The following is a 25,639-nucleotide window of genomic DNA, read 5'->3' on the forward strand; positions in this document are numbered from 1 at the left end:
CGAGCGGTCGGTTCAGGCGCCGGTGGCGTGGGCGAGAGCATCACGCGACCTCCTGCCCGGCGACGCGGGCCCAGTACGAGCCGTCGAGCATCTCCTCGACCGTCTTGCGGTGCAGGATCATGTCGTCGGGGTCGGCGGGGGCTTCGGCCTGACCGAACGCGACGGCCCGGCTCTGGACGCGGAACATGATGATCGCGTGCCGCAGGGCGGCGTAGAGGGTGTAGAAGGCGAGATCGGTTGCACGATGGCCGGTGAGGTCGCGGTAGGTGCCCACGACGTCGTCGCGGCGCAGGAAGCCCGGGAGGCCGGGCAGCCCGGCGACACCGGCGAGGTCCTCGAAGAACCTGTGGATGAAGATCATCCAACCGAGATCCAGTTCGCGGGGGCCGAGGGTGGCCATCTCCCAGTCGAGGACCGCGACCGGTTCGAAGTCGCGGTAGATGATGTTCCCGATCCGCGAATCGCCCCAGCACAGCACGGCCGGCCCGGCGACGGTGGGCCAGTTGTTGTCGAGCCAGTCGAGCCCGCGTTCGATGAGCGGTGAACGCGGGCCGGTCTCGGTGGCCCATTCGTAGTAGCGGCGCTGGCCGTCCACATGCGCGCGCAGCGTGACGTCAGCGGTGACCTCGCCAGCGCCCTCCACCGGCGACAGGCTCGGAAACACCTGGGCGGGTGCGGGTATCGCGTGCAGGTCGGCGAGCACCCGGACCGACGAATCCTGCAGGCGCCGGCGCTCCTCCGGCGAGCCCTCGGACAGCCAGGACCCGCCGAAGTTGTAGGGCATCACGTCGGGTGGGACCTGCCCGTCGAGTCGTTCCATGACGAAGAACTCGCCGCCGAGTGCGTCCGGGGAGGTTTCGGACCAGTACACGCGCGGCACCGGCACCGACGAGTGCGCGCCGACCGCCTTGATCACCTGGTACTGCTGGTCCAGGTCGTAGGTGGGGAAGATCGGCACCCCCGACGGCGCGGGCGCGATGCGGGCGACCAGGTAGTGGTGGCGTCGTTCGTCGTCCTCGTTCCACAGCGCGTCGAACAGGATCGTCTCGTTCGACATCCCGTTCGCGGCCGGGACCTGCACGTCGGTGACCTCGGGGTCCGCGCCGGCGGGGAGCTTGGTGCCCAGCCAGGTCTGCAGGCGGGCGGCGAGTTCGCCGGGGTCGGTGCGGGAGGCGACGGGTCGGGACATCTCGGAGAAGTCCTGATCGTCGGTCGTGTACTCGGAACTCATAGCGCCCCTTGGACGGTCGGAGGAGCCCGCGGGCCCCTCAGGCGTTGAAAAGCGTTGCAGCAGAGCAGGTACAGAGGTCTTTCGTTCCGCTTTCCCGGAGTGTCGACGGGCGCGGTAGGCTCTAGTCGTTACAACCTGTAACGGCTGGGTTGTTAAATAATGTAACGGCCGTCACAACGCGACGCAAGGGGTTCGGTGGAATGTCCAGGAAGCGGCAGGCGCAGCATCGGCTTGGGCCGCAACGAGATCCTGCGATCGACGAGGCGGTGTTGCGGGCGACGCGGGAGCTGCTGATCGAGAACGGCTACGCCGGGACCACGATCGACGCGATCTCCACACGCGCCGGTGCCGGGCGGCCCGCCATCTACCGGCGCTGGCCGTCGAAGGCGCACATCGTGCACGACGCGGTGTATCCGGTGATGGAGTCGGAGACCGTGTCCGACGACGTCGAGATCGCCGAGGAGATCGGCCGACTGACGTACGGCGCGGTCGCGCTGTTCGGCGATGCGGCGGCGCGGGAGGCCGTGCCGGGGCTGATGAGCGAGGGCCGCAGCGACCCGGAACTGCGCAAGGCACTGACCACGGACCAACTCGAGGTGGTCCGTGAGGAACTCGGCAACCGGATCGCCCGGGCGGTCGACGCCGGCGAAGTGCGCGAGGGCATCGACGCGGACACCCTCCTCGACGTCATCGCCGGCGCCGCGATCTTCGCGCAGTCGGCCCGGGATGTTCAGGACCAGGAGCGGCTCGCGTCGACGCTCGTCGACATCGTGCTGAACGGTGTCCTACCTGCGGCGGGGCCGACGACCTCGAGCGAGCGGGAACCGCTCCGCCAAGTGTGACGAGCGAGTCGCTGCGCCGGGAGGCGTCGGACTCTATCGTGGCGGACGGGGTGGACCAGGCCATCCCTGTGCGGAGGACGACTGGGGGCAGTATGCGAACGCGCGAGACGACGATCATCCGGCACTGGAAGGTGAGCCTGCGGGCCTGGCTGGTGTTCTGGTTCGCCCGCATCTTCGTCAAACCCTTGTTTGCCACGTGGCCCATGACCGATCGCGGGCTCGCCGTGCTGGGACGGCTCGAGAAGGTGGTGGATCGGCTGCCGCGGCCGAATGGCGTCGTCGTCGAACCCATGACGCTGGGCGGGGTTCCGAGCGAGCGAATCACCCATCCCCGCAGGGCGGCGGACTCGCTGGCCGGTGCCACGATCCTCTACTTCCACGGCGGCGCCTTCGTGTTCTGCGGCTTGGCCAGTCACCGGAGCCTCTGCTCGGTGCTGGCCGCGCGGGCAGGGGTCCCCGTGGTCTCGGTCGAGTACCGGCAGCTGCCGTACGGCGGCATCGGCACCTCGATCCACGACGCGATGGCCGCGTACACCGAGCTGCTCGGCAAGTGCGACGACCCGACGAAGATCATCCTGGCCGGGGACTCGGCCGGCGGGTACCTCGCGATGAAGGTCGCCGAGCTGGCCGCGACGCGCGGCATGGTGACGCCCGCCGCGGTGATCGGCTACTCGCCGCTGCTCAACCTGGCCCTCGAGAAGCACGATCCGGACTACATGCGTCGCGACGCGTACCTGCCGATGAGTCAGGTGGCGAACCTGAAGGATCTGTGGGCGGGCGGTCCGGAGCCGATCGCCGGGGCCGACTCGCCCATCGAGGCCGACCCGCACCTGTATCCGCCGGTGTTCTTCAGCGTCGCGCAGTACGAGCTGATGCGCCCCGACGTCGAGGCGATGACCGCCATGCTCGAGGACGCCGGGCAGGCCGTCGAGACCCACGTGTGGAGCGGGCAGATCCACGCCTACCCGGTGTTCGGCACGGTGCTGAACGAGGCGTCGATGACGATCGCGTTCAGCCTCGACTTCGTCCGCCGCTCACTGGGCTATCGCGGCCGGCACTCGGCGTGAGCGCCGCTACGATCCCAGGGCCTCGATCCGGGCGCGCAGGCTCGCTTCGGTCTGCCGGATCGCGGTGACGACGAACGGCTCGATCAGCTTGCCGAGCGCGCGGCCCGCCAGCCCGCCGGGCAGCTCGTAGCCGAAATCGACGGACAGTTCGGTGCGGTCGTCGTCGACCGGGGCGAACATCCAGCTCGACCGGTTGCCGAAGCCGGCGACCGACGTCAGTGTGATGAGCCGGTCCTGCTCCCACTCGGTGATCTCGACCGTCGACCTCAGCGCCTTGGGGCCGATCTGCATCGCGGCGTCGTAGCGCGCCCCCAACCCCTGGTCGAGATCGCCGATCGGGTCGAACCGGCTGATGCCGAACATCCAGTCGGGCACGTTCCGGTAGTCGTCGATGTGCGCGAACGCCAGATCGACCGGAACGACCGCGACCGCCTTGTGTCGTACGTGGATCATGAGTTCCTCCCTCCCGTGAACTCCCCGGAGATCGGACGTTAGTACACCCCGGATGTGACCCCCGTCACCGGCGTCCCGAAAGCCGGAATTCGGCGATCTCGCGGGCGTTGTCGATCGCGTCGGCCACGGCCCGGTGCCGGTCGTCCGCGGTCTCGGCGGCCAGCACCGCGAACTTGTCGGCCGCGCCCATCGGCACCCACGACGCGAGCGCGTACAGGTGGTCGCCGGGCTGCTCGAGCACGTCGAACATGCGCGGCGGCGCGGGCGGCGGCGTGTCCCGCAGCTCGCGGATGCGGGTCAGCACGATGTACAGCTCGGTGATCTTGTCGGTGAGGTGCTGGAGTTGGCCGTCGGAGACGCGTCCCGCGGCGCCCACCGGCCACGGCTCGACCACCGCCTGCGGGTACGGATCGTCGCCGAGCCAGTGCCGCACCCGGATCCGCTCCTCGCCGACGCAGTCCAGCGCCCACCGGCCGTCGCCGATGCCGACGTGGGAGACGATGCGCACCGCGGTGCCGATGTCGTGTCGGGCGTCGTGGCCGCCCACCTCGTGGCCGCGCGCGATGAGGACGGTGCCGAACCGCGGCCCCGCGGTCGCGGACAGGCAGTCGCGCACGAGCGCCTGGTAGCGGGGCTCGAACACGTGCAGCGGCAGCCGTTCCCCGGGCAGCAGTGCGGAACCGAGGGGAAACATCGGCATAACGGTCATTTGACCAGGATCGCTCATCAGGGCATCCGGAGACGGGGAACCGGGACCGTGTCGGGCGGGGTGTCTCGATCCAGTTCCACGATCAGGTGATCGGCCCACGCCACCAGGCCGGTGATGTCGAGGGCGTGCGGCGGGTCCACCTCGTACGGGACGATGCGGTGCCGACCCTGGCGCAGCAGCGACACCGCGCCGGCCGGGTTGCCGCGCATCTGATGGGTCACCGCGACCGCCAACTGCGCCAGGCCCTGCCACAGCCCGCGCTCCTCCTGCGGCGCCTTCTTCCACGCGGACTCGAGCACCTCGTGGGCGTGGAACGGCAGGTCGTGGTCGAGCAGGCGCTGCGCCTCGGTGATCGCCTCGTTCGGATCCAGGTCCAGGTCGTCGGGCATCGTCGGAAACCCTTCCTCGCCCCACTCCAGCGGCCGGCCCAGACGGTCCCGGGGCCGGGCGTTGCGCGGCTTGCCGAGGGTGTCCCGATCGCGGTCGGCCATAGAAGCAATCTAGTCGCCGACAGGGGTGTCGGGGGAGGGGCAGTGCGGCGCCCGCATCGGGGCAAAGAAAAGACCCGGTATCGCTGGTGCGATACCGGGTCTCTCATTTGTAGCGGGGACAGGATTTGAACCTGCGACCTCTGGGTTATGAGCCCAGCGAGCTACCGAGCTGCTCCACCCCGCGTCGGTACGTTCAGCCTACACGACATTTCGGGGCGCCTTGACCACGTGCCCGTTCGGGGGTCGGATCGTCTGTGGTCCCGGTCACCGGAAAGCGCCCCGAACCGGCTCGATCACGGCCCTAATCTGCGGAGATACTGCACGACGAGGGATCCGGAGGGATTCGCATGGCACTGCTCGAGAACAAGGTCGCCTTCATCACAGGCGCGGCACGCGGACAGGGGCGCAACCACGCGGTGCGCTTCGCACGCGAGGGCGCGGACATCATCGCGCTCGACATCTGCGCGTCCGTGTCCGACGACGTCGGCTACCCGGCGGCGACGCCCGAGGATCTCGAGGAGACCGCCCGCCTGGTGCGCGCCGAGGGCCGCGAGATCGTCACCGCGATCGGCGACGTGCGCGACCAGGCGGCGCTGCAGGCCGCCGTCGACGCCGGTGTGGAGCGCTTCGGTCGTCTCGACATCGTGGTCGCCAACGCCGGCATCTCGACGTGGAACCGCTTCTGGGAGATGCCCGAGGAGCAGTGGACCACGATGATCGACATCAACCTCAACGGTGTGTGGCGCACCCTCAAGGCGGCGGTGCCCGCGATGATCGACGGCGGCCGCGGCGGCTCGATCGTCGTCGTCAGTTCGGCGGCCGGCATCAAGGCCAGCCCGGGCACGTCGAACTACACCTCCGCCAAGCACGGCCTGGTGGGCCTGACGAAGACCGCAGCGATCGAGTTGGGCGAGTTCGGTATTCGCGTCAACTCGATCCACCCGGGCGCGGTGGACACCCCGATGGGCCAGGACGCCAACGTTGGCAAGATCCTCATGCAGTACCCGCGCTACCTCGACAACTACAAGTGGCCGCTCGCCGGGCTGGACAAGTGCAGCGTCGACGACGTCTCCGAGGCGGTGCTGTACCTCGCCAGCGACCGGTCGCGCACCGTCACCGGTTCCCAGATGTCGCTGGACCTGGGCATCACGTCCATTTAGGCGGCTGCGCCGCCCGTGCGCCCTTCTGGTAGTCCCAACTACCGAAAAGACGCACGGGCGCGGAGCGCCTACAGGTTTCCGCGCCGCTCCTGCTCGCGTTCGATCGCGAGGAACAGGGCCTGGAAGTTGCCCTTGCCGAACCCGAGCGAGCCGTGCCGCTCGATGAGTTCGAAGAACACCGTCGGCCGGTCGCCGATCGGCTTGGTGAAGATCTGCAGCAGGTAGCCGTCCTCGTCGCGGTCGACGAGGATGCCGCGCCGCTCGAGTTCGTCGATCGGCACGCGCACCTCCCCGATCCGGGCCCGCAGCGCCGGATCCTCGTAGTACGACGCCGGCGTCTGTAGGAACTCGACGCCCGCCGCCGACAGCCGGTCCACGGCGTCGAGGATGTCCGACGTCGCCAGCGCCAGGTGCTGCGATCCGGGCCCGCGATAGAACTCGAGGAATTCGTCGATCTGGGATCGCTTGCGGCCCACGGCCGGTTCGTTGAGCGGAATCTTGATGCGGTGGTTACCGTTTGCGACCACCTTGCTCATCAGCGCGGAGTACTCGGTGGCGATGTCGTCGCCCACGAACTCGGCGAGATCCGTGAACCCCATGACGCGGTGGTAGAAGTCCACCCACTCGTTCATCTTGCCGAGTTCGACGTTGCCGACCACGTGGTCGAGCGCCTGGATCACCTGCGGCGTCGATCCCGACGTGCCCGTGCGCGCGACATAGCCGGGCAGGTAGGGGCCCGTGTAGCGGGAGCGGTCGACGAGGGTGTGCCGGGTCTCGCCGTAGGCGGCGATGGACGCGGTGCGGACGGTGCCGTGTTCGTCGCTGACGTCGTGCGGTTCGACTAGGACGCGCGCCCCCTGGCCGCGGGCGTGCGCGATGCAGCGGTCGACGTCGGTGACTTCGAGCGCGACGTCGTAGACGCCGTCGCCGTGCCGGTGGTGGTGGTCGTGCAGGGGACTGTCCGGGTCGACGCCGCCAGTGAGCACGAATCTGACGGCGCCGCTGCGCAGTACGAAGGCGCGGTGATCGCGGTTGCCGGTCTCGGGCCCCGAGTACGCCTCGAGGTCCATCCCGAACACGGCGCGATAGTAGGAGGCGGCCTGCGTCGCGTTGCCCACCACCCACACGATCGCGTCCCAGCCGACCACCGGGAACGGATCCGCGGACGGATCGTGTTCGACGAGTCCGAGGAGCTGGCGCAGCGCCGCGTCGTCGAGGCGGCTGAGGGACTGGTCGACGGTCATGACTGGACCTCCCGTTGACGGCGTGTCTCGATCACACCGCGCCCTCCTCGTGTCGGCAACATCCGCAGGTTCGACTGTCCAGACTGGGCAATCTGTGTCAGCACGGGCCCCGTGGAGTGCGCAGTTTGTATACCGGGAGCATCGTGTCGATCTTAGATATTGCACTGCAGTACATTCTTTTCTTCCGTCGACCACTTTCCCCAATTGAGCGCCAGTGCAATTTGAGCCTGGAGTCGGCCGGCCAAGCCTTCCGCGACCTCGAGCGACCCTCAATGACCCGTTGACCTGGGGTTATGATGCGGAAATGCGACCGCCGGAATGTTTCGGTCAAAATCATCCCGAGGTGGATCTGTCTGCGCTAGTTTCCTTTCAATCGCGACCGCGAGGGGGTCCGAGAGGCGTGATCAGGATCCCGAGTGTGGGTTCTTCCGGAGTGTTCTGTGTGCTGCTCGATATCGCTCTGTAGAAGGTGGGGGGCGACGCCGGGCGGATGTTCGAGGAATGGTTTCAATACCGACAGAGAGGGTGGGATTTCGAATGAGTGTGTCGTTTCTGAACGCAACAGCGACCATGCTGAACAGTCTCCTGACCGATGTGTGGAGCGGATCGTGGATGCCCGGAGTCGTAGGCCTCACCGGTTCCCTGGGTGGCCTGCTCGAAATGAGCTGACCGCAGCGCGTGTCGTCGCACCAATCTCTGAGAATAGGAGTGGATGAATGAAGCTGGGATCGCTTGCCCCCGTTCTGACGAACGAACTCGTACAGATGATCACGGGCTATCTTGCTTTCATGCCATTGCAGCTGTCGGTCGACTTCGCCTGGAATATGCCCGGCTGAGCCGGCTGACGACAGCAAATCGAAAAATTCGTAAGGAGAGTGAATCGTAGTGGATACCGGAAGTCTTGTTGACCTCGTCACGAGTGTTGACGTGGGTTCTCTGGCGGCGCCCATCGGTAATGGGCTCAACGGCATCGTCAATGCGATCTTCAATGTCGTCGGTGGCGTGATCGCCCTGTGGCCTGCGGGTTCGTCGGCTGTGGCCGGAAGCCTCGACGCAGCCCTCGGCTCTGTCGGAACGGTCCTCGGCTCCATCGGCGGACAGTAAGAAGGAAGGGAAAACATGTTCGATCTATCTCTCACCTACAGTTCCGATCTGGTCGGTTTCGGGTCCGTCGACCTCGTGGCCACGTTCGCTCAGTACCTGAATGCCCTGTCCCTGAACCCGTACCCGCCCCTCCCGATCTAGCGAAAGGAATTCGATATGTTGCAGACGTATCTCAACGGGATGCTCAGCTACGTTGCCAACGCGCTGGGATTGGTCGGCATGGGAAGCAAGATTCTCAAGAATCCGCCCCAGAAGTAGCCCGGATCGGCGTGAGTAGGAGACATAATGCCGCCATTGACGGTGGTGAGTGTCCTCGTGCTCGCTCTGCGAAACCGAGGCTCTCGCGCCCTATGGCGGGCGCGGGACGCCTCGGTTTCGTGTTTGTCGAACGAATGATTCTTCCGGGCGTGGGGGAAATCGGAAATTGCAGTCCAGCCGATGGGAGTGTCCATGCCTTCGTCCGAACGGCCGGTCGCGGGGATCGAGCAGTTCAATCCACGCGACGCCGACTTCGTCTACAACGAGTCGGACGGACATCTCGGCCACCTGCTTGCCGTGTATCTCTTCGACACATCGCAGCAGCCGGCAGCCGAACTGTCACAGAACGACGCCGCCGATTGGGTGGCCGCGCGACTCGGTCACAACCGCATGTTCACGCACCGGATCCGCCGTGTGCCGTTGGGCCTCGCGCACCCCTACTGGGAGCCGATCGCGAACCTGGATCTGGACGAGCACGTCCGGGTACGAGTGATCACCGAATCCGGCTGGGCGCCAGTGCAACAGCATCTCGACACCCTGCTGACCTCGCGGATGGACCTCACCCGCCCGCCGTGGGAGCTGCACTTCCTCACCGGCATCACCGGGATCGACCGACACCCCGGTCGGCTGACCGCTGTGGTGCTCAAGGCCCACCACAGTGCGGGTGACGGGCTCGCGGTCTTGGAGCTGGCCGAGAAGATCTTCTCGGACGAGGTGTGTCCGGCGAGCCGTGTGCCGGCTACGCGTTTCCTGCGGGGACGCATGTTCGCCAGGTCGGTGCTGGGACTTCCCCGCCAGCTGTATCGCTTCGCCAAGGACGTTCCAGGCAACCGCGCCGCCGTCCATGCAGTGAACGACGCCGCGAAGTCCGGTCAGTGGATGGAGAACGTCGAACATCCCGCCATCCGGTTCAACGGCACGGTGAGCGGGTTCGGCTCCCTTGCGCCGATCACTCTGCCCGCGAGCGCGATTCGCCTTGTCAGGGAATCCGTTCCAGATGTCACCGCAAACGATGTTCTGCTTGCCGTAGTCGGGGGCGCTCTGGCGAGATACCTGGCCGAGAAGGGCGAGCCCCACGAGGGTTCGCTCGTCGCGATGGTCCCACGATCCATGCGCAAGGTGGAGGCGTGGGAGTCGGCAAACCAATTGGCCGTCATGGGCGTCGACATGCACACCGACATCACGGATCCCCTCGACCGGGTTGTCCGCGTTGCCCGGTCGTCCACGTCGGAGAAGATCCGCACCTCCAATATCGCAGTCCGACGACAGGCGGCCTCGATGGCGACCGCTCCGCCGCCGCTCCTGAGGCTGATGGCGTACTCGCGCAAGAAGATCACCCCGGACCTGACCCGCCCGCGTTATCAGCACACGATGGTGAGCAACATGCCCTTCTCGATCGAGGGCTTCACACTCAACGGCGCACCGGCCGCGGCGGTGATCGGTGCCCAACCGCCTGTCGACGGAGACGGCCTGCGTCACTTCGTCGTCACGGCTGCCGGTGGCAACCTGATGCTCACCGTGGTCGCCGACTCGGCGACGATGCCCGACCTGGACCACTACCTGGACCTGGTTCGTACGAGTCTCGCCGAACTCGAGGAGGCCGCGGCCGGTACGACGAAACCGAGTCGGTCCGAAGAGGTTGCCTCTTGACCGGATCTACCACAGGTGCACAACCTGCCTGCTCGAGCTCGCGCCGCCCGCGCGTCTTCGCCGCTAGTCTGATACCGAACGTGCCGCACCACACGAGCTGATCGGAGTGGACGATGTCACCAGCTAACGAGACCAGGCCGGTGATCGTGGGCGTCGACGGATCCGACGCCGCGATCCATGCCGTGAAGTGGGCCGCCGTCGAGGCGCACGCCCGCAAGGTGCCGCTCAAACTGGTGCACGTCATCGACACCGAGAACGACTTCCCGTTCGTCGCCGACGATCTCGAAGAGGAAGAGGCGTTCGGGCGCGACGCGCTGAAGTCGGCCCGGGAGGCGGCCACCGTCGAGGACTACACCGTCGACGTCGAGGTCGAACTTCTCCGCGGCCGCGTCAACCGGGCGTTCGTCGATCTGTCCGAACACGCGAGCCTGCTCGTCGTCGGCTCCGTCGGCACCGGATTCTTCGCCCGCATGGTGCTCGGCTCGACCGCGCTGTCGCTCGCGCACCACGCCAAGTGCACGGTCGCGGTGGTCCGCGGCGCCGAGGGCAGCCCCGTACCGCCCACATCCGGCGCGGTCATCGCCGGCGTCGACCATTCCGACAGCGCCGACATCGTCGTCGGGACCGCGATGCAGGAGGCGTCCATTCGGCACGCCGAGATGATGGCGATCCACGCGCGCCGCCGCCGCGGCAGCAAGGAGGCCGACGAGGAGGCGCGCGGCCGAATCGACCGGTTGATCGCCACGTGGGGAGCGAAGTTCCCGTCGGTGCAGGTCGAAACCGTCATCGCGGAGGCCGGGCCCACCAAGCACCTGGTGTCGCTCAGTGCGACCGCCCGGGTGATCGTCGTCGGCAGTCGCGGACTCGGCGGGTTCGAGGCGGCGGTGCTGGGGTCCACCAGCCAATCGCTGCTCTACCACGCACAGTGCCCGGTGATCATCGCCCGCTCCCGCGTCGCACCCTGACCGGCAGTGTCATGGACCGCGGTGGGCACCGACTCGACGCGCTCGACGTCGACCTGATCGCGCGGCTGCGCGCCGAACCGCGGATCGGGATGCTCGAACTGTCGCGGCAGGCCGGCATCGCGCGGGCCACGGTGCAGGCCCGGCTGCGCCGCCTCGAGGAGGCCGGTGTCGTCACCGGGTACGGACCCGAGATCGATTTGCGCACAGCCGGATACCCCGTCCAGGCGTTCGTCACGCTGGAGATCGCGCAGGGCTCGCTGGGGCAGCTCACGAAGGAACTCGAGGAGTACCCGGAGGTGGTCCAGGCGTGGGCGACCACCGGCGTCGGCGACGTCCTGTGCCGGGTGGCCGCGGCGTCGCACGACGACCTGCAGGCCCTGCTGATCGAGCTGCACCACTCGGCGACGGTCGCGCGGTCGGTGTCGGTGGTGGTGCTGTCGGAGGTGGTGCCGTTCCGGGCGCTGCCGCTGCTCGCGAAGTCGGTCGAGCGCTAGCCGAGGTCGGCGGCCAGCGCCCGGTAGTACTCGCTCTGCGCTGGGAAGTAGTCCCCGAACTCGGGGAGCGCCCGCTCCTGCCGCGCCGCGACCAGCATGTCCAGGTAGTACTCCCATCCGGGCCCCACCTCGGCGACTGTGTCGACGGGGATGCCGTGGTGCGTGAGGCTCAGCTCGGTGGCCCCGTCCACCTCACGCAGATCGGCGGACAGGCGCCAGGACCCGCCCGGATCGGTCACGGACAGCGCGAGGTGCCGCGGCGGTTCGCATCCGTCGATGAGCATCTCACTCCACGGCTTGTCCTCCTCGAACGCCAACTGGACGCGGATGGTGTTGCCGGCGCCCGGCTCTCCCTCCCACGGGCCGAACCAGGTGGCGGTCCTCTCCGATTCGGTGATGCTGGCCCAGACGTCGGCGATCGGTGCGTCGAACGTACGCGTGATGCGCAGGTCGACCCCGTCGAGTGCGCGGTCGAGGGCGCCTTGCGGTTGTGGATCCATCGGCTCTGCCTTCCCTACGTCGAGGCCGGGTGGGCGCGCCTTTTCACTCGCCCTCACCCAGCTTGTCCTCCCCGCGGCGGCGGAAGAAGCCGAATCCGGGAACTCCGATGATCGCCTGCCGCACGTCCTTGACCACTTCGAGCAGTTCGTCGGCGACGGCGGCCGACCGCGCCGCCGACCCGACGACCACCTCCGTCGACGAACTCGGCGGTGTCGACGGACCACCGCGCCGCCTTCCACACCTGGGTGAGCAACGACGACGGGGCGGGCACGCGCGGCAGCATCCGCACATCGTGCCCGAGCATCGCGGAGTGTCGGTGCCTGCTGGGAGGATCGGAATCGTGGATGCCGAACACACCGTCGTCGATTCGCCCGTCGGGCCGCTGACACTGGTCCGCAACCCCGAGGGCCTGTGCGGGCTGTACATGCACCTGCAGCGGCACCTGCCCGACAGCGGGCGGTTCGGCCCGCGCGTCGACACCGGCTTCGACGACGTCACCGCGCAGTTGGCCGAGTACTTCGCGGGCAATCGGACCGAGTTCACGGTGCCGCTCGCGCCGCGGGGCACCGAGTTCCAGCAGCGGGTGTGGGCCGCGCTGCGGACCATTCCGTACGGCGAGACCTGGACGTATATGCAGCTCGCGGAGCATCTCGGCAACCCGGCAGCGATCCGCGCCGTCGCCGCCGCCAACGGCCGGAACCCGATCGGCATCATCGTCCCGTGCCACCGCGTGGTCGGCAGCGACGGCTCGCTCACCGGCTACGCCGGCGGGCTCGAGCGCAAGCAGTTCCTGCTGGATCTGGAGAGCCCGGCGTCCGTGGGAATCCAGGATGGACTGTTCTGACGCGGATCGAACCTCACGTTCCGGCGCCCCGGAGCGTCTACCCGGTGTGGGACTGAAACCGTTCGAGAACATCGTCACCGAGCACGGGCCGGTGGTGTTGCGGGTGTGCCGCGCACTGCTCGGTCCCGTCGACGCCGACGACGCCTGGTCCGAGACGTTCCTGGCGGCGCTGCGGGCGTACCCCGACCTGGCGCCGACCGCCAATGTCGAGGCGTGGCTGGTGACCATCGCGCACCGTAAGGCCGTCGACGTGCACCGGGTGCGGCAGCGGACGCCCGTCCCGACCGACGACCTGCCGGACCGGGCGTCGCCGCGGGACCTGCCCGGCACGTGGAACCACGAACTGTGGGACGCGCTGGCCGACCTGCCGTTCACGCAGCGGGCCGCCGTCGTCTACCACCACCTGGCCGGACTCCCGTACGCGGAGGTCGCGGCGATCCTCGGCAACAGCACCGACGCGGCCCGCCGCGCCGCTTCCGACGGCATCGCCCGGCTCCGCCGCACCTACCCGGCCGACACCGCACCATTCGCACAGGAAGGAGCCGTCCGATGAGTGTCCTCCCCACCCCGAGCGTGGACCCTGCGGACCTGAGCCGCCTGCACGCCCGCCTCGCCGCCGCCGCCGACCGCGACGGCCTGCTCGACCTCGCCTACCGGTCCGTCGACACCCCCGTCGGACGGCTGCTGCTCGCCGCCACCGACGTCGGACTGGTCCGGGTCGCGTACCCGCGCGAGGACCACGACGCGGTACTGGCGATGCTGGCCGAGCGGGTGAGCCCGCGCATCCTCGAGGCCCCGGCCCGGCTGGACGCCGCCGCCCGGCAACTCGACGAGTACTTCGAACACCGGCGCACCCGCTTCGACGTCCCGCTGGACCTGCGGCTGTCCAGCGGCTTCCGCCGTGCGGTGCTCACCCGACTGCCCGACATCGCGTACGGCAGCACCGCCAGCTACGCGCAGGTGGCCGAGGCCGCCGGCAGCCCCCGCGCCGTCCGTGCCGTCGGCACGGCGTGCGCCACCAACCCGCTGCCGCTGTTCGTGCCGTGCCACCGGGTGGTGCGCAGCGACGGCAGCATGGGTCAGTACGCGGGCGGCGCCGACACCAAGCGCGCCCTGCTGACCCTGGAGGCGGCATGACCACGCTCACCGAGCGCGTCGAGGCGCTCGACTGGACACCCCTCCTCGACGAACTCGACCGGTCCGGGGGCGCGCAGAGCGTGCGTCCGGTCCTCACCGCCGCCGAGTGCCGCGCCGTCGCCGACCTCTACGACGACGCGGGCCTGTTCCGGTCGACGGTCGACATGGCGCAGCACCGCTACGGCTCCGGCCAGTACCGCTACTTCGACTACCCGCTGCCGGCGTCGATCGCGGAGCTGCGGTCGGTGTTCTACGTGAAACTGCTTCCGGTGGCGCGGGAGTGGGCGTGGCGCCTGGGTCGCCCGGCGCCGTGGCCCGACACTCTCGACGAGTGGCTCGTGATGTGTCACGCTGCCGGGCAGGTGCGGCCCACCCCGCTGATCCTGCGGTACGGACCGGGCGACTGGAACGCCCTGCACCGAGACCTGTACGGCGAGTTGGTGTTTCCGCTGCAGGTGGTGATCGGGCTCGACGAACCCGATGTCGACCACGAGGGCGGCGAGTTCCTGCTCGTCGAGCAGCGCGCCCGGGCGCAGTCCCGCGGCACCGCGACCGTGCTGCGGCAGGGGCACGCCTTCGCCTTCACCACCAACGACCGCCCGGTGCAGTCGACGCGAGGATGGTCCGCGGCCCCGATGCGGCATGGCGTAAGTACGGTGCGCAGCGGTGCCCGGCGCACCCTCGGCCTCGTCCTGCACGACGCGGAGTGACCGGCCATGTACACACTGATCGGTAGGGACGGGAAGCCGTACGAGAGCGCCACTCCCGGCACGCTCGGCGGTCACCGGAAGGATCGCATCTACGGCACGCTGGACTGCCCCGGCGCGGCCCGTGCCATCGCCCGCGGTGGCTACGTGACGCAACGCGTCTTCTTCGCCGACGAGGACACCGCGATCGCCGCCGGCTACCGGCCGTGCGCGGTGTGCCTGCGTCGGAAGTACGACGTGTGGAAGGCCTACAGCCGGAAGGGAAGTCGGTAGGTGTCGGCGCTCATTCCCCGGCCCCGTCGCGCGGTCGCCCCCGGTGCCGTGTTGGTTCCGGACTGGCTCGGTACCGACGAACAGCGCCACCTGGTCGGGGCGTGCCGCGAGTGGGCGCGCGGACCGGTGCCGATGCGGGCGGCCCGACTGCCGACCGGACACGCGATGTCGGTGCGGACGGTCTGCCTGGGCTGGCACTGGCAGCCGTACCGCTACAGCCGGATCGCCGACGACGCCGGCGGCGGACGGGTGCTGCCGGTACCGGAGTGGCTGGCGCAGTTGGGAAGACGCGCCGTCGCCGACGCCTACGGCGATCCCGCCGCCGGAGCGTCCTACGACCCCGACGCGGCGCTGATCAACTTCTACGACGACACCGCCCGCATGGGTATGCACCGCGACCAGGAGGAGCGGGCGGACGCCCCGGTGGTGTCGCTGAGCATCGGCGACACGTGCACGTTCCGGTTCGGCAACCCCGATACCCGGAACAAGCCGTACACGGACGTCGAACTGTGCTCGGGGGATCTGTTCGTGTTCGGTGGTCCGTCCCGCTTCGCGTACCACGGTGTGCCGAAGACGTTTCCGGGCACCGCGGATCCGGAGTGCGGGCTGACGCGCGGCCGCCTCAACATCACGCTGCGGGTCACCGGGTTGGAGGACACGCGATGAGAGCCCATACCCTCAGCCTCCCCTTCCGCCCGCCCTTCACCACCGCCCCGATGCTCGGCGCCCTGGCCGCGCACGCCGTCGACGGACTCGAGCGCCACGACCCGGAGAGCGGCACCCACACCCGCGTCGTCCCGGCCCCGCACGGGCCGGCGGTGGTGAGCGTGCGGTTCGACGGCACCGATCACGTCACGGCGACCGTGCGCGCGTCGCATCCGGACGATGTCTCGCATGTCGACGCGCTGGTGCGCGGGTGGCTGGATCTCGATGCCGACACCGAGACCGTCGATGCGGCGCTGGGGGCGCATCCGCTGCTCGCCGATCACGTCGCCGCGCGGCCCGGGCTGCGGATCCTCGGTTCGGTCGACGGCTTCGAGACGGCCGTGCTGACAGTCCTAGGCCAGCAGGTGTCGCTGTCGGCGGCAAGGACATTCGGATCGCGCTTCGTGACAGCGTTCGGTACCCCGACCGAGTTCGACGGGTTCGTGAGCTTCCCCGATCCGGAGCAACTCGCCCAACTCGATCCGCTGGTCGTCCAGAAGGCCGTCGGCCTCACCGGGGCCCGCGCCCGCACCGTCCAGGCGCTCGCGGAGGCCGCGGCGGACGGGCTGCACCTCGGTCCCGACGCCGACCCGACCGAATTCCGCGCCCGCCTGCTGGCGTTGCCGGGGATCGGCCCGTGGACCGCCGACTATCTCGCGGTGCGGGTGCTCGGCGACCGTGACGCCTACCCGTCCGGCGACCTCGTGCTGCGGCGCGCGTTGGGGGTGAAGACTGCGCGCGAGGCCGCCGCGGCATCGGAGCCGTGGCGGCCGTGGCGGGCGTACGCCGTGTTCCATCTGTGGGCGAGTCAGGCGTTCCTGTAGATCAACCCTGCCCGGTACTGCCCGGTTGACTCGCGGGGTCGGGTGGGTTCAGGCCACCGAGGTGCTGACTTGGTAGATGAGGTGTTCGAGGAGCGTGATCAATACGGACTTGCACGATTCGCGGTCACGCGCGTCGCACAGCACGATGGGGGTCTTGGCATCGAGGTCGAGTGCGTCGCGAACCTCGTCGATCGTGTAGGCCTGGGAGCTGTCGAAGCAGTTCACCGCGATCGCGAACGAGACACCGCGCCGTTCGAAGTAGTCGATGGCAGCGAACGAGTTCTCGAGCCGGCGGGTATCTGCGAGAACAACGGCGCCGAGGGCCCCACGCACCAGTTCGTCCCAAAGGAACCAGAATCGGTCCTGTCCAGGCGTGCCGAACAGGTACAGCACGAGGCTGTCATCGATCGTGATACGACCGAAGTCCAGGGCCACGGTGGTCGTGGTCTTACCTTCTACGCCCGACAAATCGTCGATGCCGGTGGACAATTCGGAAATCGTCTCTTCGGTGCGCAGTGGTGCGATCTCGCTGACGGAGGACACCATCGTGGTCTTACCGACTCCGAATCCGCCGGCTACGAGGATCTTGACCGAAGCAGCCAGGTCGGCTGAGGACGCATTGTCATGCATGTGTTGTCTACAGCTTTCGGATTCCATCGAGTACGGCTTGCAGAATTTTCACGTCGCCGATCCCGCTAATGTCGTTGTAGGAGTCAGCGCTGGCGGGAGCCCGGAAGTTCAGTACTCCCTCGGCGATGAGATCGCCGACCAGGATCTTGGTCACCGCCAGAGGCAGATTCAGGTGCGCCGAGACTTCGGCCACCGACTGCGCGAGACGGCACAGCTGAACGATCTCCGCGTACTCCGATTCCATGTGCCGCAGTCGCGGAGTGGGGGACACGGTCACGACAAGCGTGAGCATGTCGAGATCGTGTCCCGCGCCCATCGTGCGGCCCCGCGTGACGGTGTACGGGCGGACCAGAGGTCCGGCCGCATCGTCGAACAACGGTTGACCAATACCTGTCACGGCAACCTATGCTCCCCGCTGCGTCGCGCTGTGGCGAGGATCGGTGGACAGATAGCTACCTACACGCTGCACAGTCATGTTCATTTCGTACGCGACCATACCCAGATTTGCGGTGTCGTTGGCCTGCAATGCGATACATGCGTTGCGTCCGGCCGCCGTCACGAACAGCACCGCCTTCTCGAGTTCGATGACGGCCTGGCGAACGCTGCCGCCTTGAAAGCGATGTCCCGCGCTGCGTGCCAGCCCGTACAGAGTGGCCGACATGGCACCGAAGTGCTCGGCATCCTCACGGCTCATGGTCGTGCATCGGCCCAGCAGCAGCCCGTCGGTGGAAAGCACGACTGCATAGCGCACCCCGGCGAGACGATTGACTAGATCGTCGAGAAGCCAGTTCAGATCAGCTGAGTTCGAAGTCGTCACGTTCACCTTCCATCACCTTTCATTTCGTCCCAGATTGCATACTCGGGCGGGGGTGCCGAGTGTCGAGCCTGCTGGGTACCGTACGTGATGGCGGACATCAGATCTCGTGCTTGCTCCGCCGATCGTTGCAGCTGCAGCGCTTGCGTCTCGGTCTCGGGCTCGGGCTCGGGTTGAGGATCATGCGCCAACTCCGGTGCCAGACTGGCCTGCCGGCGACGGCGAGGCAGGTTCGGGCGACCGTCACCGCCGTTGTCGAGCAACGGTTGCGGGGTGGAGGCCGCCGGTTCGGCAGCCGGGGTCGGCACCTCGTCCCATGCGGTTGTCGCGGAATATTCCGTGTACTCGGCCTGTGGCGAGCTGTCGACGCGGTCGAGGTGTGACCACGCCCGCTCCGGGGCAACCGACTGCACTGGCTGTTCGATGGGAGGCGCCGGGGTGGTGGGTGCCAGTGTTGCGACACCCACCGCAGTCGAAGCTGATTCGGCAGAGTCGAGATCCGGCAGCACGCCGGCAGTCCGCACCTCTGGCCGATGGTCGGCGAACCGATCCGGCACATCGCCGACCACAGGTGTCGTATCGGAGGCGACCACCGAGTTCGGCACCAGCACGATGGCGCGAATGCCGCCGTACTCGGATTCGCTCAGCTGCACACTGATTCCGTGCCGCACCCCCAGCTGCGAAACGATGAACAAGCCCAGGCGTGACGTTTCCGAAAGTGTTTCGACTCCGAAATCCGGTGGATTGCGCAGCATCTCGTTGACGCGGTCGAGTTCCTCGGCGGGCATTCCCATGCCCTGATCGCTGATCTCGATCACGACACCCTTGCCGACCACGTTGCCGCTCACTTCGACGCGCGACTGCGGCGGGGAGAACGCCGTTGCGTTGTCGAGCAGTTCGGCGAGCAGGTGGATGAGGTCGGCAACCACGTTGCCGACGATGAACACCTGAGGCATGCGGCGGTTGTGCACCCGCTTGTAGTCGAGGCTCTCGCCGATCGCGCTACGCACCAGATCGACCAGCGGCACCGGACTCCGCCACTGGCGGCCGGGCTGGCTGCCACCGAGGATGACGAGGTTCTCGGCGTTGCGGCGTTGACGGGTCGCCAGGTGGTCGAGTCGGAAGAATGCGTCGAGCATGGCGGGATCCTCCTGGCGTTGTTCCGCCTCGTCGAGGACCTCGAGTTGCTGATGCACCACCATCTGGCTGCGGTGGGCGAGATTGAGGAACACCGCGCGCACACCCTCGCGGGTGCGGGCCTCGGTGACCGCGGCAGACACGGCGGCCGTGTGTGCGCGGTTGAATGCGTTCGCCACCGAGCCGATCTCGTCGTCACCGAAGTCCAGGTGCGCAGCCTGGGGATCGATCTGCTCGCCCGCGGCCAGCTTGCGCATGGTCTCGGGCAGTTCGACCTCCGCCAGGTCCAGCGTTTCCGTGCGTAGGCGCTTGAGCCGCCCGATCAGCCGGTTGGCCAGCCACAGCGAGAGTAGGAAGGCCACGAGCGCAAGGGCGAGCACAGCCGCACCCGCCCACAGTGAGTTCTCCGCCGTGCGTTCGCCCTCGTCGGCAGCGATCTGGTTCGCATGGTCGTTCAGGCTCTTCCATGCGTCGATCACGGGCGCGGACAACTGTTCCTGCGCGGAACTCCACTCGGCGAAGGTCATTGGCGGTGGCGGGACGTCACCGTTTTTGTCCAGCTCCGGCGGATTGATGAGGTAGTCCTCCATCGCGGCCACCTGCTGCCAGCCGGGAGATTCGAGTGCTGCCCGGATCTTCTCAGCTGCTGGATCGGCGCCCAGATCGGCGACGAGCTGCGGAAGTGCGGTCCGATAGGACCCGACCAGATTTCGATAGTCGTTACGCAGTGGACCGCCGCTGAGCCGTCCGTTCAGTTCGGCAGCGGTGAGCGCGGCGGACCGTGACATATCCTCCATCGCGTGGAGGGTGCGCACGGCATTGAGGAGTGCGACGCCGACCTGGGCGGTGGGCGCGTTGGAGGTGATCTGGTTGCTGCCGAGCGCAACCGCATCGAGAATTTGGTTGTAGATGCCGTATGTTTGCTCGATCGGCATTCGTCCTGCGTCGATCTGACCGCGAATCTGAGGCATGCTGGCGCTCAAGGTGTCGAACCCACCCGTGTCGGCACCCATGGCGCCCTTCGACCGGGTCTGCAGCTCCGATGAGTAGCGAGCCAGCTCGACAAACGCGGCGTCGAGTTTCTTCCGTGTTGCGTCGAGCGCGGCCGGATCGCTCTGTTCACCGGACAGCTGCCACAGCGACAGCATCCGCTCCTGTTCTACCAAGGCAACCACATCGCGAGCGTGGCTCACCGCTTCTTGGTTCACTTCCGCCCATTGCTTGGACTCGCGACCCTCACGAATCAGGTAACCCGCGGTTCCTACACCGATTCCGAGCAATGCCACGCTAGGCACCAATGCGATGGCCAGGATCCGGGCTCGGATGCCGAGGCGCACTTTCAACATCGGGGCAATATAGCTGACCGAATTTCGGATGTATACCTCGGCCTCACCGCCCCGATTTTCGCTCGATCCGGTCGGCCCCTTGGTTTTTGACACCTAGGGGTGGTGGTGTCGACTCGCAGCCCCTCGCCCAGGAACTCGCAGCGCCGACATCCCTGTTCGGGACATCGGCGCTCTGTTGGGAACTACCACAAGATGGATCTCGGGAGGGGCGGAACGGCGAAATCGGTGACGCGACGTCTGCTGTTCCGTCCGCCCTCTTCCATCTGTGGGCGAGTCCGGCGTTCCTGTAGATCACTCCTGCCCGGCGCGCACCCCCTCCTCGACCCGGTCGCCGAGGTCCTTGTCGACGTTGCGCCAGTAGTCGAACGCCCGCACCAGCACCGGTTCGGTGACGCCGTCGAGCAGATGCCCGACGATGTTGGACACCAACCGGTCCCGGGCCGCGTCGTCGAGCACCTTGCGCACCATCGTGCCGGCCTGCCCCCAGTCGTCGTCGTCCTTGCGGAGCGTGTACGCCTGGTGCACCATCTCGCCGTCGCTGTACCAGCCCGCGGACTCGCCGGACACCGCGACGTCGGCGTGAGGCCCGCCCTTCGAGTTCGGCACGTACACCGGATCGCCGCGGTTGTGGTGCCGCAACTGACCGTCCTTGGTGTACGACGCCAGCGGCGCCGCATGCGGCGAATTGACCGGCAGCTCCTTGTAATTGGAGCCGATACGGTACCGGTGCGCGTCCGGGTACGAGAACCACCGGCCCAGCAGCATCTTGTCCGGGCTCGGCCCGGTGCCGGGCACCGAGTTGCTGGGCTCGAACGCGGCCTGCTCGATCTCGCAGTGGTAGTCGGTGGGGTTGCGATCGAGTTTCATGGTGCCGACATCGATCAGCGGGTAGTCGCCGTGCGGCCACACCTTCGTCAGGTCGAACGGGTTGAACCGGTAGGTCTTCGCCTCCTCGTACGGCATGATCTGCATCTTCAGCGTCCACGTCGGGTACTCGCCCCGCTCGATCGACTGCCACAGGTCGCGCATGTGGAAGTCGGCGTCCGTCGCCGCGATCCGGTCGGCCTCCTCCTGGGTGAGGAAATCGACGCCCTGGTCGGTCTTGAAGTGGTACTTCACCCAGAATCGTTCACCCGCGGCGTTGACCCACATGTACGTGTGGCTCGAGTAGCCGTTCATGTGCCTCCAGGAGCGGGGGATGCCGCGATCACCCATCAGCCACGTCACCTGGTGCGCCGACTCGGGGGAGAGCGTCCAGAAGTCCCACTGCATGTCGTGGTCGCGCAGGTTGTTGTCGGCCCGCCGTTTCTGGGACCGGATGAAGTCCTGGAACTTCATCGGGTCGCGGACGAAGAAGATCGGGGTGTTGTTGCCGACCATGTCGAAGTTGCCCTGCTCGGTGTAGAACTTCAGCGCGAAGCCCCGGGGGTCGCGCCACGTGTCCGGGCTGCCCCGCTCGCCGGCGACCGTGGAGAAGCGCGCCAGCATCTCGACCTTCTTGCCGGGCTGGAACAGGTCGGCCTTGGTGTAGGCGCTCACGTCGTTCGTCACCTCGAAGGTGCCGAACGCGCCGCCGCCCTTGGCGTGTGGCTGACGCTCGGGCACGCGCTCGCGGTTGAACTGGGCCATCTTCTCGATCAGGTAGTAGTCCTGGAGCAGGATCGGCCCGTCGGGTCCGACGGTCAGCGAATGTTGGTCGCTGGGTACCGGGATTCCGGAGTCGTCGGTTGTGTAGTTCGCCATCTCATTCCTTCCCTACGAGTCACGGTGTCCGTGCAGTAGAGACGACGCTCCGAAAGTGTTGGGCTGCAGAGCATCATCGGTGGAGTGCCCGCCCGGGGGTGCGACGCGCAACCCTCCTGGTGCGGTGTCTTCGTCCCTTCACCGCACTCCGGCGCGGCGCGTACCGAGCGCCATCCATCACTTACCAGCCGACCACTTCCCGGCCGATCCGTCAACCGATGTGCGACCCCGGAATCGCTCGCTCAGTCCCGCGCCTTCGACAGCTTCGACGGCCACCAGATCGGCTTGCCGATGTCGTGCGAGAGCGCCGGCACGAGCACGCTGCGGACGATGATCGTGTCGAGCAGGACGCCGAACGCGACCGCGAAGCCCACCTCGGCGAGGAACACCAGCGGCAGCACGCCCAGCACCGCGAACGTGCCGGCCAGCACGATGCCGGCGGACGTGATCACCCCTCCGGTGACGGCGAGCCCGCGGAGCACCCCGGTGCGGGTGCCGTGCGTCAGCGCCTCCTCCCGCACCCGGGTCATGAGGAAGATGTTGTAGTCGATCCCGAGCGCGACGAGGAACACGAACGCGAACAACGGGAACGCCTGATCCGCGCCCGCGAAGTGGAAGACGTGCGTGAAGAAGAACCCGCACACGCCCAGCGTCGCGGCGAAACTCAACACGACCGTCCCGATCAGGATCAGCGGCGTCAGCAGCGCCCGCAGCAGCACCGCGAGCACCACGAAGATCACCACGAGGACGATCGGGATGATCAGGTTCCGGTCGTGCACGGACGCGGTCTGCAGGTCGAGGGTCGCGGCGGAGCTGCCCCCGACGAGCGCGTCCGCGCCGGGCAGCGCGTGCAGGGTGTCCCGCAGGCGTTCCACGGTCTGCAGCGCCTCGGGCGAGTCGTACGAATCGGCAAGTGCCGCATTGATCACCGTCCGTCCGTCGATCGGCGCGACGTTCAGCAGCGCCGGCGCGCAGCCGGGCGGCAACTGCTGCGGGGTGGCACCGCCGGAGTTCTGCAGCAACGCCTTGACCTTCTCGATGTCGACCTGCACGCACACCGAACCCGGTCCCTGGCGCACCCCCTCGACGCCGCCGGCCGCCGCGATCACGGCGTCGGCGCTCGACGCCTTCGCGGTGATGACGGCCGGCGCCCCGGCGCCCTGGTCGAAGTTGGCGTCGTACAGTTCCTGGCCGCGGATCGCGGCGGGCTCGTTGGTGAAGTTCTCGGTCGCGGTCAGCCCGTCCGTCTGCAAGCTGCCGATGCCGACCGCGAACAGCACCACCAGCAGGGCGGTGGCACCGATCCACGCGGGACGGTCCCGGCGGCCCACGACGTCGGCGATCCGCCCCCACAGTCCGTGTGTAGCAATGTCTGTCGCGCCGTCGACCTGCGGCCTGCGGGGCCAGAACACCCACCGGCCGACCGCCGACAGCGCGACGGGCAGGAACGTCATCATCACCAGGTAGGTGCACGCGATCCCGATCGCGGCCACCGGGCCGAGGCTCTTGTTCGAGTTCAGTTCCGAGAAGCCCAGGCACAGCAACCCGAGGATGACGGTCACCGCCGACGCGGTGATGGCGGGCGCGGATTCCTTCCAGGCCTTGATCATCGCGTCGAAGCGGTTGTCGTGGAAGTGCAGTTCCTCGCGGTAGCGGGAGATCAACAGCAGCGCGTAGTCGGTGCCCGCGCCGATCACGAGGACGAACAGGATGCCCTGACTCTGACCGGTGAGCGTGAGGATCTCGTGGTCGGCGAGCAGGTAGATGATCATCGACGACAGCCCCAGCGCCAGCAGCGCCGAGAACAGCGGGAAGAACCACAGCACCGGCGAGCGGTACACCACCAGCAGGATCAGGATCACCACGAGCAGCGCGACCGCGAGCAGCGTGGAGTCGAGTCCCTCGAACGCGTCGATGAACGCGACCAGCAGGCCACCCGGACCGGCGGGCAGCACCTCGAGATCGGGACTCACCGCTTTGGTCGCGGCGTCGAGGACGTCCTGTTCGGCGGCGGCGAGGTCGGGGCCGACGACGGTGGTGCCGTTCTCCTTGGCGATCAACGGCACGAACACCGAGGCGGTGGTGCCGTCGGCCGAGTACTGGGTGGGGGTGACGCCGTCCGCGTCGACGCCCTCGGCCGAGGCCATCGAGACGCGGGCGCGGTCGATCGCCGACTTGTCCTCGTCCGTCAGGCCGCTGTCGCGGTGGAACACGACCGCACCCGGAATGGTCTCCACCTTCACGAACTTCGCGGTCTCGTTCGCGACGATCGTCGATTCCGCCGACGACGACAGGTAGGACGCGTTGTCGTTCTTCTGGACGTCGGTGAGCTTGCTCTGGAACGACCCTCCGAGTCCGCCGAGGAGGAACGCGACGACCGCCAGCGCGACGACGGTGAACACCGGCCAGCCGCGGCGGGCGTGGGTGGTGGTGCCCGGCGGCGTCCCGCCGGTGGACTCCACTCGTGTCATTGGTGCTCCTCTGACGCAGTCGTGGTCCGCAACCAATGCAGACCAGTACAGCACGGGAGCGCGGCACAGGTAAGGCGATCAGGGCCGCCACGGCCCGCTTGCTACGTCCGCTCGAGCAGGGCCAGATAGGCGTCGAGTCGGGCCGCGCCGGCGAGCAGGTTGCGGCTGCGCACGGTCAGCCGGGTTTGCCAGGAGTCGAGGAAGGCGCCCAACGCGTCCGCCCCGCCGGCCTCGCGCAGCGACTCGAGGAACTGCGCGACCTGGCGCAGCCGGTACCCGCCGCGGCGGAGTTGTCGTGCGATCTCGGCGTCGCGCACGCAGTCCGGTCCGTATTCGCGGTAGCCCGTGGCCCGGTCGCGTTCGGGGCGCAGAATGCCCTCGGTCTCCCAGGTGCGCAGCGTCGCCGGGTGCACGCCGAGCCGGCGCGCGAGTTCGCCCACGGTCAGCGGCGGACCGTGGACCGGCGCGGCAGCGGCGGTGGACAGGACGTCGAGGGCGGTGGCGACCTCGGTGCGGGTATTACGTTCGGTGAGCAGGGCGACGTGCGCGGCGTCGATGAGCCGGTAGGCGGACTCGGTGTCGCCCCGATGCGTCGCACGCATGATCTCCGTCGCCTGCTGGTGCCCGTGGCCGCCGCGCAACGCGAGGAAGGCGCGCAGGGCCTGCGCGTGCAGGGGCGTATACCTCCGGTAGCCGGTCTCGCTGCGTTCGGTCGGCGGGAGGATCCCGGCGTCGTCGTAGTTGCGGATCGCCTGGGCGGACAGTCCGTGTTCCCGGGCGAGGTCGATGGGGCGCAGCTTGTACCTCCGATTGAGGCTTCGATCTCCGAATGCCAGGTA

At 67.9% G+C, this 25,639-nt stretch carries 29 protein-coding genes and 1 tRNA gene; 15 read left to right on the top strand and 15 right to left on the bottom strand.

The features are described from left to right. Positions 1 to 40: 40 nt before the first annotated feature. A complete protein-coding gene (locus EGT67_RS22630) occupies positions 41 to 1,231 on the bottom strand; it encodes a phosphotransferase family protein (protein ID WP_127918338.1) in 1,191 nt (396 codons plus the stop codon). 200 nt (positions 1,232 to 1,431) lie between these two features. On the opposite strand from EGT67_RS22630, the gene EGT67_RS22635 reads away from it, so the two are divergent. Next, positions 1,432 to 2,073: a TetR/AcrR family transcriptional regulator gene (locus tag EGT67_RS22635; RefSeq protein ID WP_127918339.1), complete on the top strand. Its 642-nt coding sequence runs from the start codon at positions 1,432 to 1,434 to the stop codon at positions 2,071 to 2,073. A 92-nt stretch (positions 2,074 to 2,165) separates the two neighbouring features. Next, the gene (locus tag EGT67_RS22640; protein WP_127918340.1) at positions 2,166 to 3,140 is read left to right on the top strand and encodes an alpha/beta hydrolase; all 975 of its coding nucleotides are present in this window, start codon (positions 2,166 to 2,168) and stop codon (positions 3,138 to 3,140) included. A 6-nt stretch (positions 3,141 to 3,146) separates the two neighbouring features. Here the strand turns inward: EGT67_RS22640 and EGT67_RS22645 are convergent, their stop codons facing one another. The 4 genes from EGT67_RS22645 to EGT67_RS22660 form a co-directional block, all read right to left on the bottom strand. After that, on the bottom strand, positions 3,147 to 3,593 hold the full coding sequence (locus tag EGT67_RS22645; RefSeq protein WP_127918341.1) for an SRPBCC family protein: 447 nt from the start codon (positions 3,591 to 3,593) through the stop codon (positions 3,147 to 3,149). 64 nt (positions 3,594 to 3,657) lie between these two features. Continuing rightward, on the bottom strand, positions 3,658 to 4,302 hold the full coding sequence (locus EGT67_RS22650; RefSeq protein WP_127918342.1) for an LON peptidase substrate-binding domain-containing protein: 645 nt from the start codon (positions 4,300 to 4,302) through the stop codon (positions 3,658 to 3,660). A 17-nt stretch (positions 4,303 to 4,319) separates the two neighbouring features. Continuing rightward, on the bottom strand, positions 4,320 to 4,793 hold the full coding sequence (locus EGT67_RS22655; RefSeq protein ID WP_127918343.1) for a DUF309 domain-containing protein: 474 nt from the start codon (positions 4,791 to 4,793) through the stop codon (positions 4,320 to 4,322). Between the two features lie 110 nt (positions 4,794 to 4,903). After that, positions 4,904 to 4,977: transfer RNA gene (locus EGT67_RS22660), tRNA-Met, on the bottom strand. A gap of 163 nt (positions 4,978 to 5,140) precedes the next feature. Between EGT67_RS22660 and EGT67_RS22665 the strand changes: the two genes are divergently transcribed. Beyond that, positions 5,141 to 5,953, top strand: a complete 813-nt coding sequence (locus EGT67_RS22665) for a mycofactocin-coupled SDR family oxidoreductase (RefSeq protein WP_127918344.1) — start codon at positions 5,141 to 5,143, stop codon at positions 5,951 to 5,953. A 68-nt stretch (positions 5,954 to 6,021) separates the two neighbouring features. Here EGT67_RS22665 and hppD read toward each other — a convergent pair whose 3' ends face one another. Further along, positions 6,022 to 7,197 carry a 4-hydroxyphenylpyruvate dioxygenase gene (hppD, locus tag EGT67_RS22670; protein WP_127918345.1) on the bottom strand — a complete coding sequence of 392 codons (1,176 nt, stop codon included), beginning with the start codon at positions 7,195 to 7,197 and terminating at the stop codon, positions 6,022 to 6,024. An 885-nt stretch (positions 7,198 to 8,082) separates the two neighbouring features. Between hppD and EGT67_RS22675 the strand changes: the two genes are divergently transcribed. The 5 genes from EGT67_RS22675 to EGT67_RS22690 all read left to right on the top strand — a co-directional run bounded on the left by EGT67_RS22675 (position 8,083) and on the right by EGT67_RS22690 (position 11,668). Further along, on the top strand, positions 8,083 to 8,301 hold the full coding sequence (locus EGT67_RS22675; RefSeq protein WP_127918346.1) for a hypothetical protein: 219 nt from the start codon (positions 8,083 to 8,085) through the stop codon (positions 8,299 to 8,301). 15 nt (positions 8,302 to 8,316) lie between these two features. Then, a complete protein-coding gene (locus EGT67_RS25510) occupies positions 8,317 to 8,442 on the top strand; it encodes a hypothetical protein (protein ID WP_277750169.1) in 126 nt (41 codons plus the stop codon). Positions 8,443 to 8,751: 309 nt separating this feature from the next. Continuing rightward, complete coding sequence (locus tag EGT67_RS22680; RefSeq protein WP_127918347.1) at positions 8,752 to 10,209, top strand: wax ester/triacylglycerol synthase domain-containing protein; 1,458 nt, start codon at positions 8,752 to 8,754, stop codon at positions 10,207 to 10,209. 113 nt (positions 10,210 to 10,322) lie between these two features. Beyond that, positions 10,323 to 11,174 (top strand): universal stress protein, encoded by an 852-nt coding sequence (locus EGT67_RS22685; RefSeq protein ID WP_127918348.1) that lies wholly within the window; start codon positions 10,323 to 10,325, stop codon positions 11,172 to 11,174. 11 nt (positions 11,175 to 11,185) lie between these two features. After that, complete coding sequence (locus tag EGT67_RS22690; protein ID WP_127918349.1) at positions 11,186 to 11,668, top strand: Lrp/AsnC family transcriptional regulator; 483 nt, start codon at positions 11,186 to 11,188, stop codon at positions 11,666 to 11,668. Here the strand turns inward: EGT67_RS22690 and EGT67_RS22695 are convergent. Then, positions 11,665 to 12,168: an SRPBCC family protein gene (locus tag EGT67_RS22695; RefSeq protein WP_127918350.1), complete on the bottom strand. Its 504-nt coding sequence runs from the start codon at positions 12,166 to 12,168 to the stop codon at positions 11,665 to 11,667. The genes EGT67_RS22690 and EGT67_RS22695 overlap by 4 nt on opposite strands. Positions 12,169 to 12,211: 43 nt before the next feature. Beyond that, entirely contained in the window at positions 12,212 to 12,358 is a 147-nt protein-coding gene (locus EGT67_RS22700; protein WP_421958157.1) for a hypothetical protein, read from the bottom strand. A gap of 151 nt (positions 12,359 to 12,509) precedes the next feature. Between EGT67_RS22700 and EGT67_RS22705 the strand changes: the two genes are divergently transcribed. Genes EGT67_RS22705 through EGT67_RS22735 form a run of 7 tightly spaced genes read left to right on the top strand, consistent with a single transcriptional unit; the run spans position 12,510 to position 16,659 of the window. Beyond that, positions 12,510 to 13,013 (top strand): methylated-DNA--[protein]-cysteine S-methyltransferase, encoded by a 504-nt coding sequence (locus EGT67_RS22705; RefSeq protein ID WP_127918351.1) that lies wholly within the window; start codon positions 12,510 to 12,512, stop codon positions 13,011 to 13,013. A 46-nt stretch (positions 13,014 to 13,059) separates the two neighbouring features. Next, positions 13,060 to 13,566 (top strand): RNA polymerase sigma factor, encoded by a 507-nt coding sequence (locus EGT67_RS22710; protein WP_127918352.1) that lies wholly within the window; start codon positions 13,060 to 13,062, stop codon positions 13,564 to 13,566. Beyond that, complete coding sequence (locus tag EGT67_RS22715) at positions 13,563 to 14,150, top strand: methylated-DNA--[protein]-cysteine S-methyltransferase (RefSeq protein WP_127918353.1); 588 nt, start codon at positions 13,563 to 13,565, stop codon at positions 14,148 to 14,150. Before EGT67_RS22710 ends, EGT67_RS22715 begins: the two co-directional genes overlap by 4 nt. Continuing rightward, positions 14,147 to 14,860 carry a 2OG-Fe(II) oxygenase gene (locus EGT67_RS22720; RefSeq protein ID WP_127918354.1) on the top strand — a complete coding sequence of 238 codons (714 nt, stop codon included), beginning with the start codon at positions 14,147 to 14,149 and terminating at the stop codon, positions 14,858 to 14,860. The genes EGT67_RS22715 and EGT67_RS22720 overlap by 4 nt, the downstream gene beginning before the upstream one ends. Before the next feature lie 6 nt (positions 14,861 to 14,866). Then, positions 14,867 to 15,130, top strand: a complete 264-nt coding sequence (locus EGT67_RS22725) for an Ada metal-binding domain-containing protein (protein WP_127918355.1) — start codon at positions 14,867 to 14,869, stop codon at positions 15,128 to 15,130. Then, positions 15,131 to 15,796 (top strand): alpha-ketoglutarate-dependent dioxygenase AlkB family protein, encoded by a 666-nt coding sequence (locus EGT67_RS22730; RefSeq protein ID WP_127918356.1) that lies wholly within the window; start codon positions 15,131 to 15,133, stop codon positions 15,794 to 15,796. Next, a complete protein-coding gene (locus tag EGT67_RS22735) occupies positions 15,793 to 16,659 on the top strand; it encodes a DNA-3-methyladenine glycosylase family protein (protein ID WP_127918357.1) in 867 nt (288 codons plus the stop codon). The genes EGT67_RS22730 and EGT67_RS22735 overlap by 4 nt, the downstream gene beginning before the upstream one ends. A 48-nt stretch (positions 16,660 to 16,707) precedes the next feature. Here EGT67_RS22735 and EGT67_RS22740 read toward each other — a convergent pair whose 3' ends face one another. The 7 genes from EGT67_RS22740 to EGT67_RS22770 form a co-directional block, all read right to left on the bottom strand. Continuing rightward, positions 16,708 to 17,289 (bottom strand): GTP-binding protein, encoded by a 582-nt coding sequence (locus EGT67_RS22740; RefSeq protein WP_127918412.1) that lies wholly within the window; start codon positions 17,287 to 17,289, stop codon positions 16,708 to 16,710. A 7-nt stretch (positions 17,290 to 17,296) separates the two neighbouring features. Then, positions 17,297 to 17,686: a DUF742 domain-containing protein gene (locus EGT67_RS22745; RefSeq protein WP_127918358.1), complete on the bottom strand. Its 390-nt coding sequence runs from the start codon at positions 17,684 to 17,686 to the stop codon at positions 17,297 to 17,299. A gap of 6 nt (positions 17,687 to 17,692) precedes the next feature. After that, a complete protein-coding gene (locus tag EGT67_RS22750) occupies positions 17,693 to 18,106 on the bottom strand; it encodes a roadblock/LC7 domain-containing protein (protein ID WP_127918413.1) in 414 nt (137 codons plus the stop codon). Positions 18,107 to 18,108: 2 nt separating this feature from the next. After that, positions 18,109 to 20,679, bottom strand: a complete 2,571-nt coding sequence (locus tag EGT67_RS22755) for a sensor histidine kinase (protein ID WP_241566194.1) — start codon at positions 20,677 to 20,679, stop codon at positions 18,109 to 18,111. Positions 20,680 to 20,877: 198 nt separating this feature from the next. After that, positions 20,878 to 22,329 carry a catalase gene (locus EGT67_RS22760; RefSeq protein WP_127918359.1) on the bottom strand — a complete coding sequence of 484 codons (1,452 nt, stop codon included), beginning with the start codon at positions 22,327 to 22,329 and terminating at the stop codon, positions 20,878 to 20,880. Between the two features lie 242 nt (positions 22,330 to 22,571). Next, the gene (locus EGT67_RS22765; protein WP_127918360.1) at positions 22,572 to 24,800 is read right to left on the bottom strand and encodes an MMPL family transporter; all 2,229 of its coding nucleotides are present in this window, start codon (positions 24,798 to 24,800) and stop codon (positions 22,572 to 22,574) included. A gap of 101 nt (positions 24,801 to 24,901) precedes the next feature. After that, positions 24,902 to 25,597 (bottom strand): MerR family transcriptional regulator, encoded by a 696-nt coding sequence (locus EGT67_RS22770; RefSeq protein WP_127918361.1) that lies wholly within the window; start codon positions 25,595 to 25,597, stop codon positions 24,902 to 24,904. Positions 25,598 to 25,639 lie beyond the last annotated feature (42 nt).

The sequence above is a fragment of the Prescottella agglutinans genome (assembly GCF_004011865.1).
Taxonomy (GTDB): domain Bacteria; phylum Actinomycetota; class Actinomycetes; order Mycobacteriales; family Mycobacteriaceae; genus Prescottella; species Prescottella agglutinans.

Bases quoted from the DNA above. Each gene is read 5' to 3' on its own strand.
- EGT67_RS22630 (WP_127918338.1), bottom strand. From the start codon at position 1,231: ATGAGTTCCGAGTACACGACCGACGATCAGGACTTCTCCGAGATGTCC.
- EGT67_RS22635 (WP_127918339.1), top strand. From the start codon at position 1,432: ATGTCCAGGAAGCGGCAGGCGCAGCATCGGCTTGGGCCGCAACGAGAT.
- EGT67_RS22640 (WP_127918340.1), top strand. From the start codon at position 2,166: ATGCGAACGCGCGAGACGACGATCATCCGGCACTGGAAGGTGAGCCTG.
- EGT67_RS22645 (WP_127918341.1), bottom strand. From the start codon at position 3,593: ATGATCCACGTACGACACAAGGCGGTCGCGGTCGTTCCGGTCGATCTG.
- EGT67_RS22650 (WP_127918342.1), bottom strand. From the start codon at position 4,302: ATGACCGTTATGCCGATGTTTCCCCTCGGTTCCGCACTGCTGCCCGGG.
- EGT67_RS22655 (WP_127918343.1), bottom strand. From the start codon at position 4,793: ATGGCCGACCGCGATCGGGACACCCTCGGCAAGCCGCGCAACGCCCGG.
- EGT67_RS22665 (WP_127918344.1), top strand. From the start codon at position 5,141: ATGGCACTGCTCGAGAACAAGGTCGCCTTCATCACAGGCGCGGCACGC.
- hppD (WP_127918345.1), bottom strand. From the start codon at position 7,197: ATGACCGTCGACCAGTCCCTCAGCCGCCTCGACGACGCGGCGCTGCGC.
- EGT67_RS25510 (WP_277750169.1), top strand. From the start codon at position 8,317: ATGTTCGATCTATCTCTCACCTACAGTTCCGATCTGGTCGGTTTCGGG.
- EGT67_RS22680 (WP_127918347.1), top strand. From the start codon at position 8,752: ATGCCTTCGTCCGAACGGCCGGTCGCGGGGATCGAGCAGTTCAATCCA.
- EGT67_RS22685 (WP_127918348.1), top strand. From the start codon at position 10,323: ATGTCACCAGCTAACGAGACCAGGCCGGTGATCGTGGGCGTCGACGGA.
- EGT67_RS22690 (WP_127918349.1), top strand. From the start codon at position 11,186: ATGGACCGCGGTGGGCACCGACTCGACGCGCTCGACGTCGACCTGATC.
- EGT67_RS22695 (WP_127918350.1), bottom strand. From the start codon at position 12,168: ATGGATCCACAACCGCAAGGCGCCCTCGACCGCGCACTCGACGGGGTC.
- EGT67_RS22715 (WP_127918353.1), top strand. From the start codon at position 13,563: ATGAGTGTCCTCCCCACCCCGAGCGTGGACCCTGCGGACCTGAGCCGC.
- EGT67_RS22720 (WP_127918354.1), top strand. From the start codon at position 14,147: ATGACCACGCTCACCGAGCGCGTCGAGGCGCTCGACTGGACACCCCTC.
- EGT67_RS22725 (WP_127918355.1), top strand. From the start codon at position 14,867: ATGTACACACTGATCGGTAGGGACGGGAAGCCGTACGAGAGCGCCACT.
- EGT67_RS22735 (WP_127918357.1), top strand. From the start codon at position 15,793: ATGAGAGCCCATACCCTCAGCCTCCCCTTCCGCCCGCCCTTCACCACC.
- EGT67_RS22740 (WP_127918412.1), bottom strand. From the start codon at position 17,289: ATGCATGACAATGCGTCCTCAGCCGACCTGGCTGCTTCGGTCAAGATC.
- EGT67_RS22760 (WP_127918359.1), bottom strand. From the start codon at position 22,329: ATGGCGAACTACACAACCGACGACTCCGGAATCCCGGTACCCAGCGAC.
- EGT67_RS22765 (WP_127918360.1), bottom strand. From the start codon at position 24,800: ATGACACGAGTGGAGTCCACCGGCGGGACGCCGCCGGGCACCACCACC.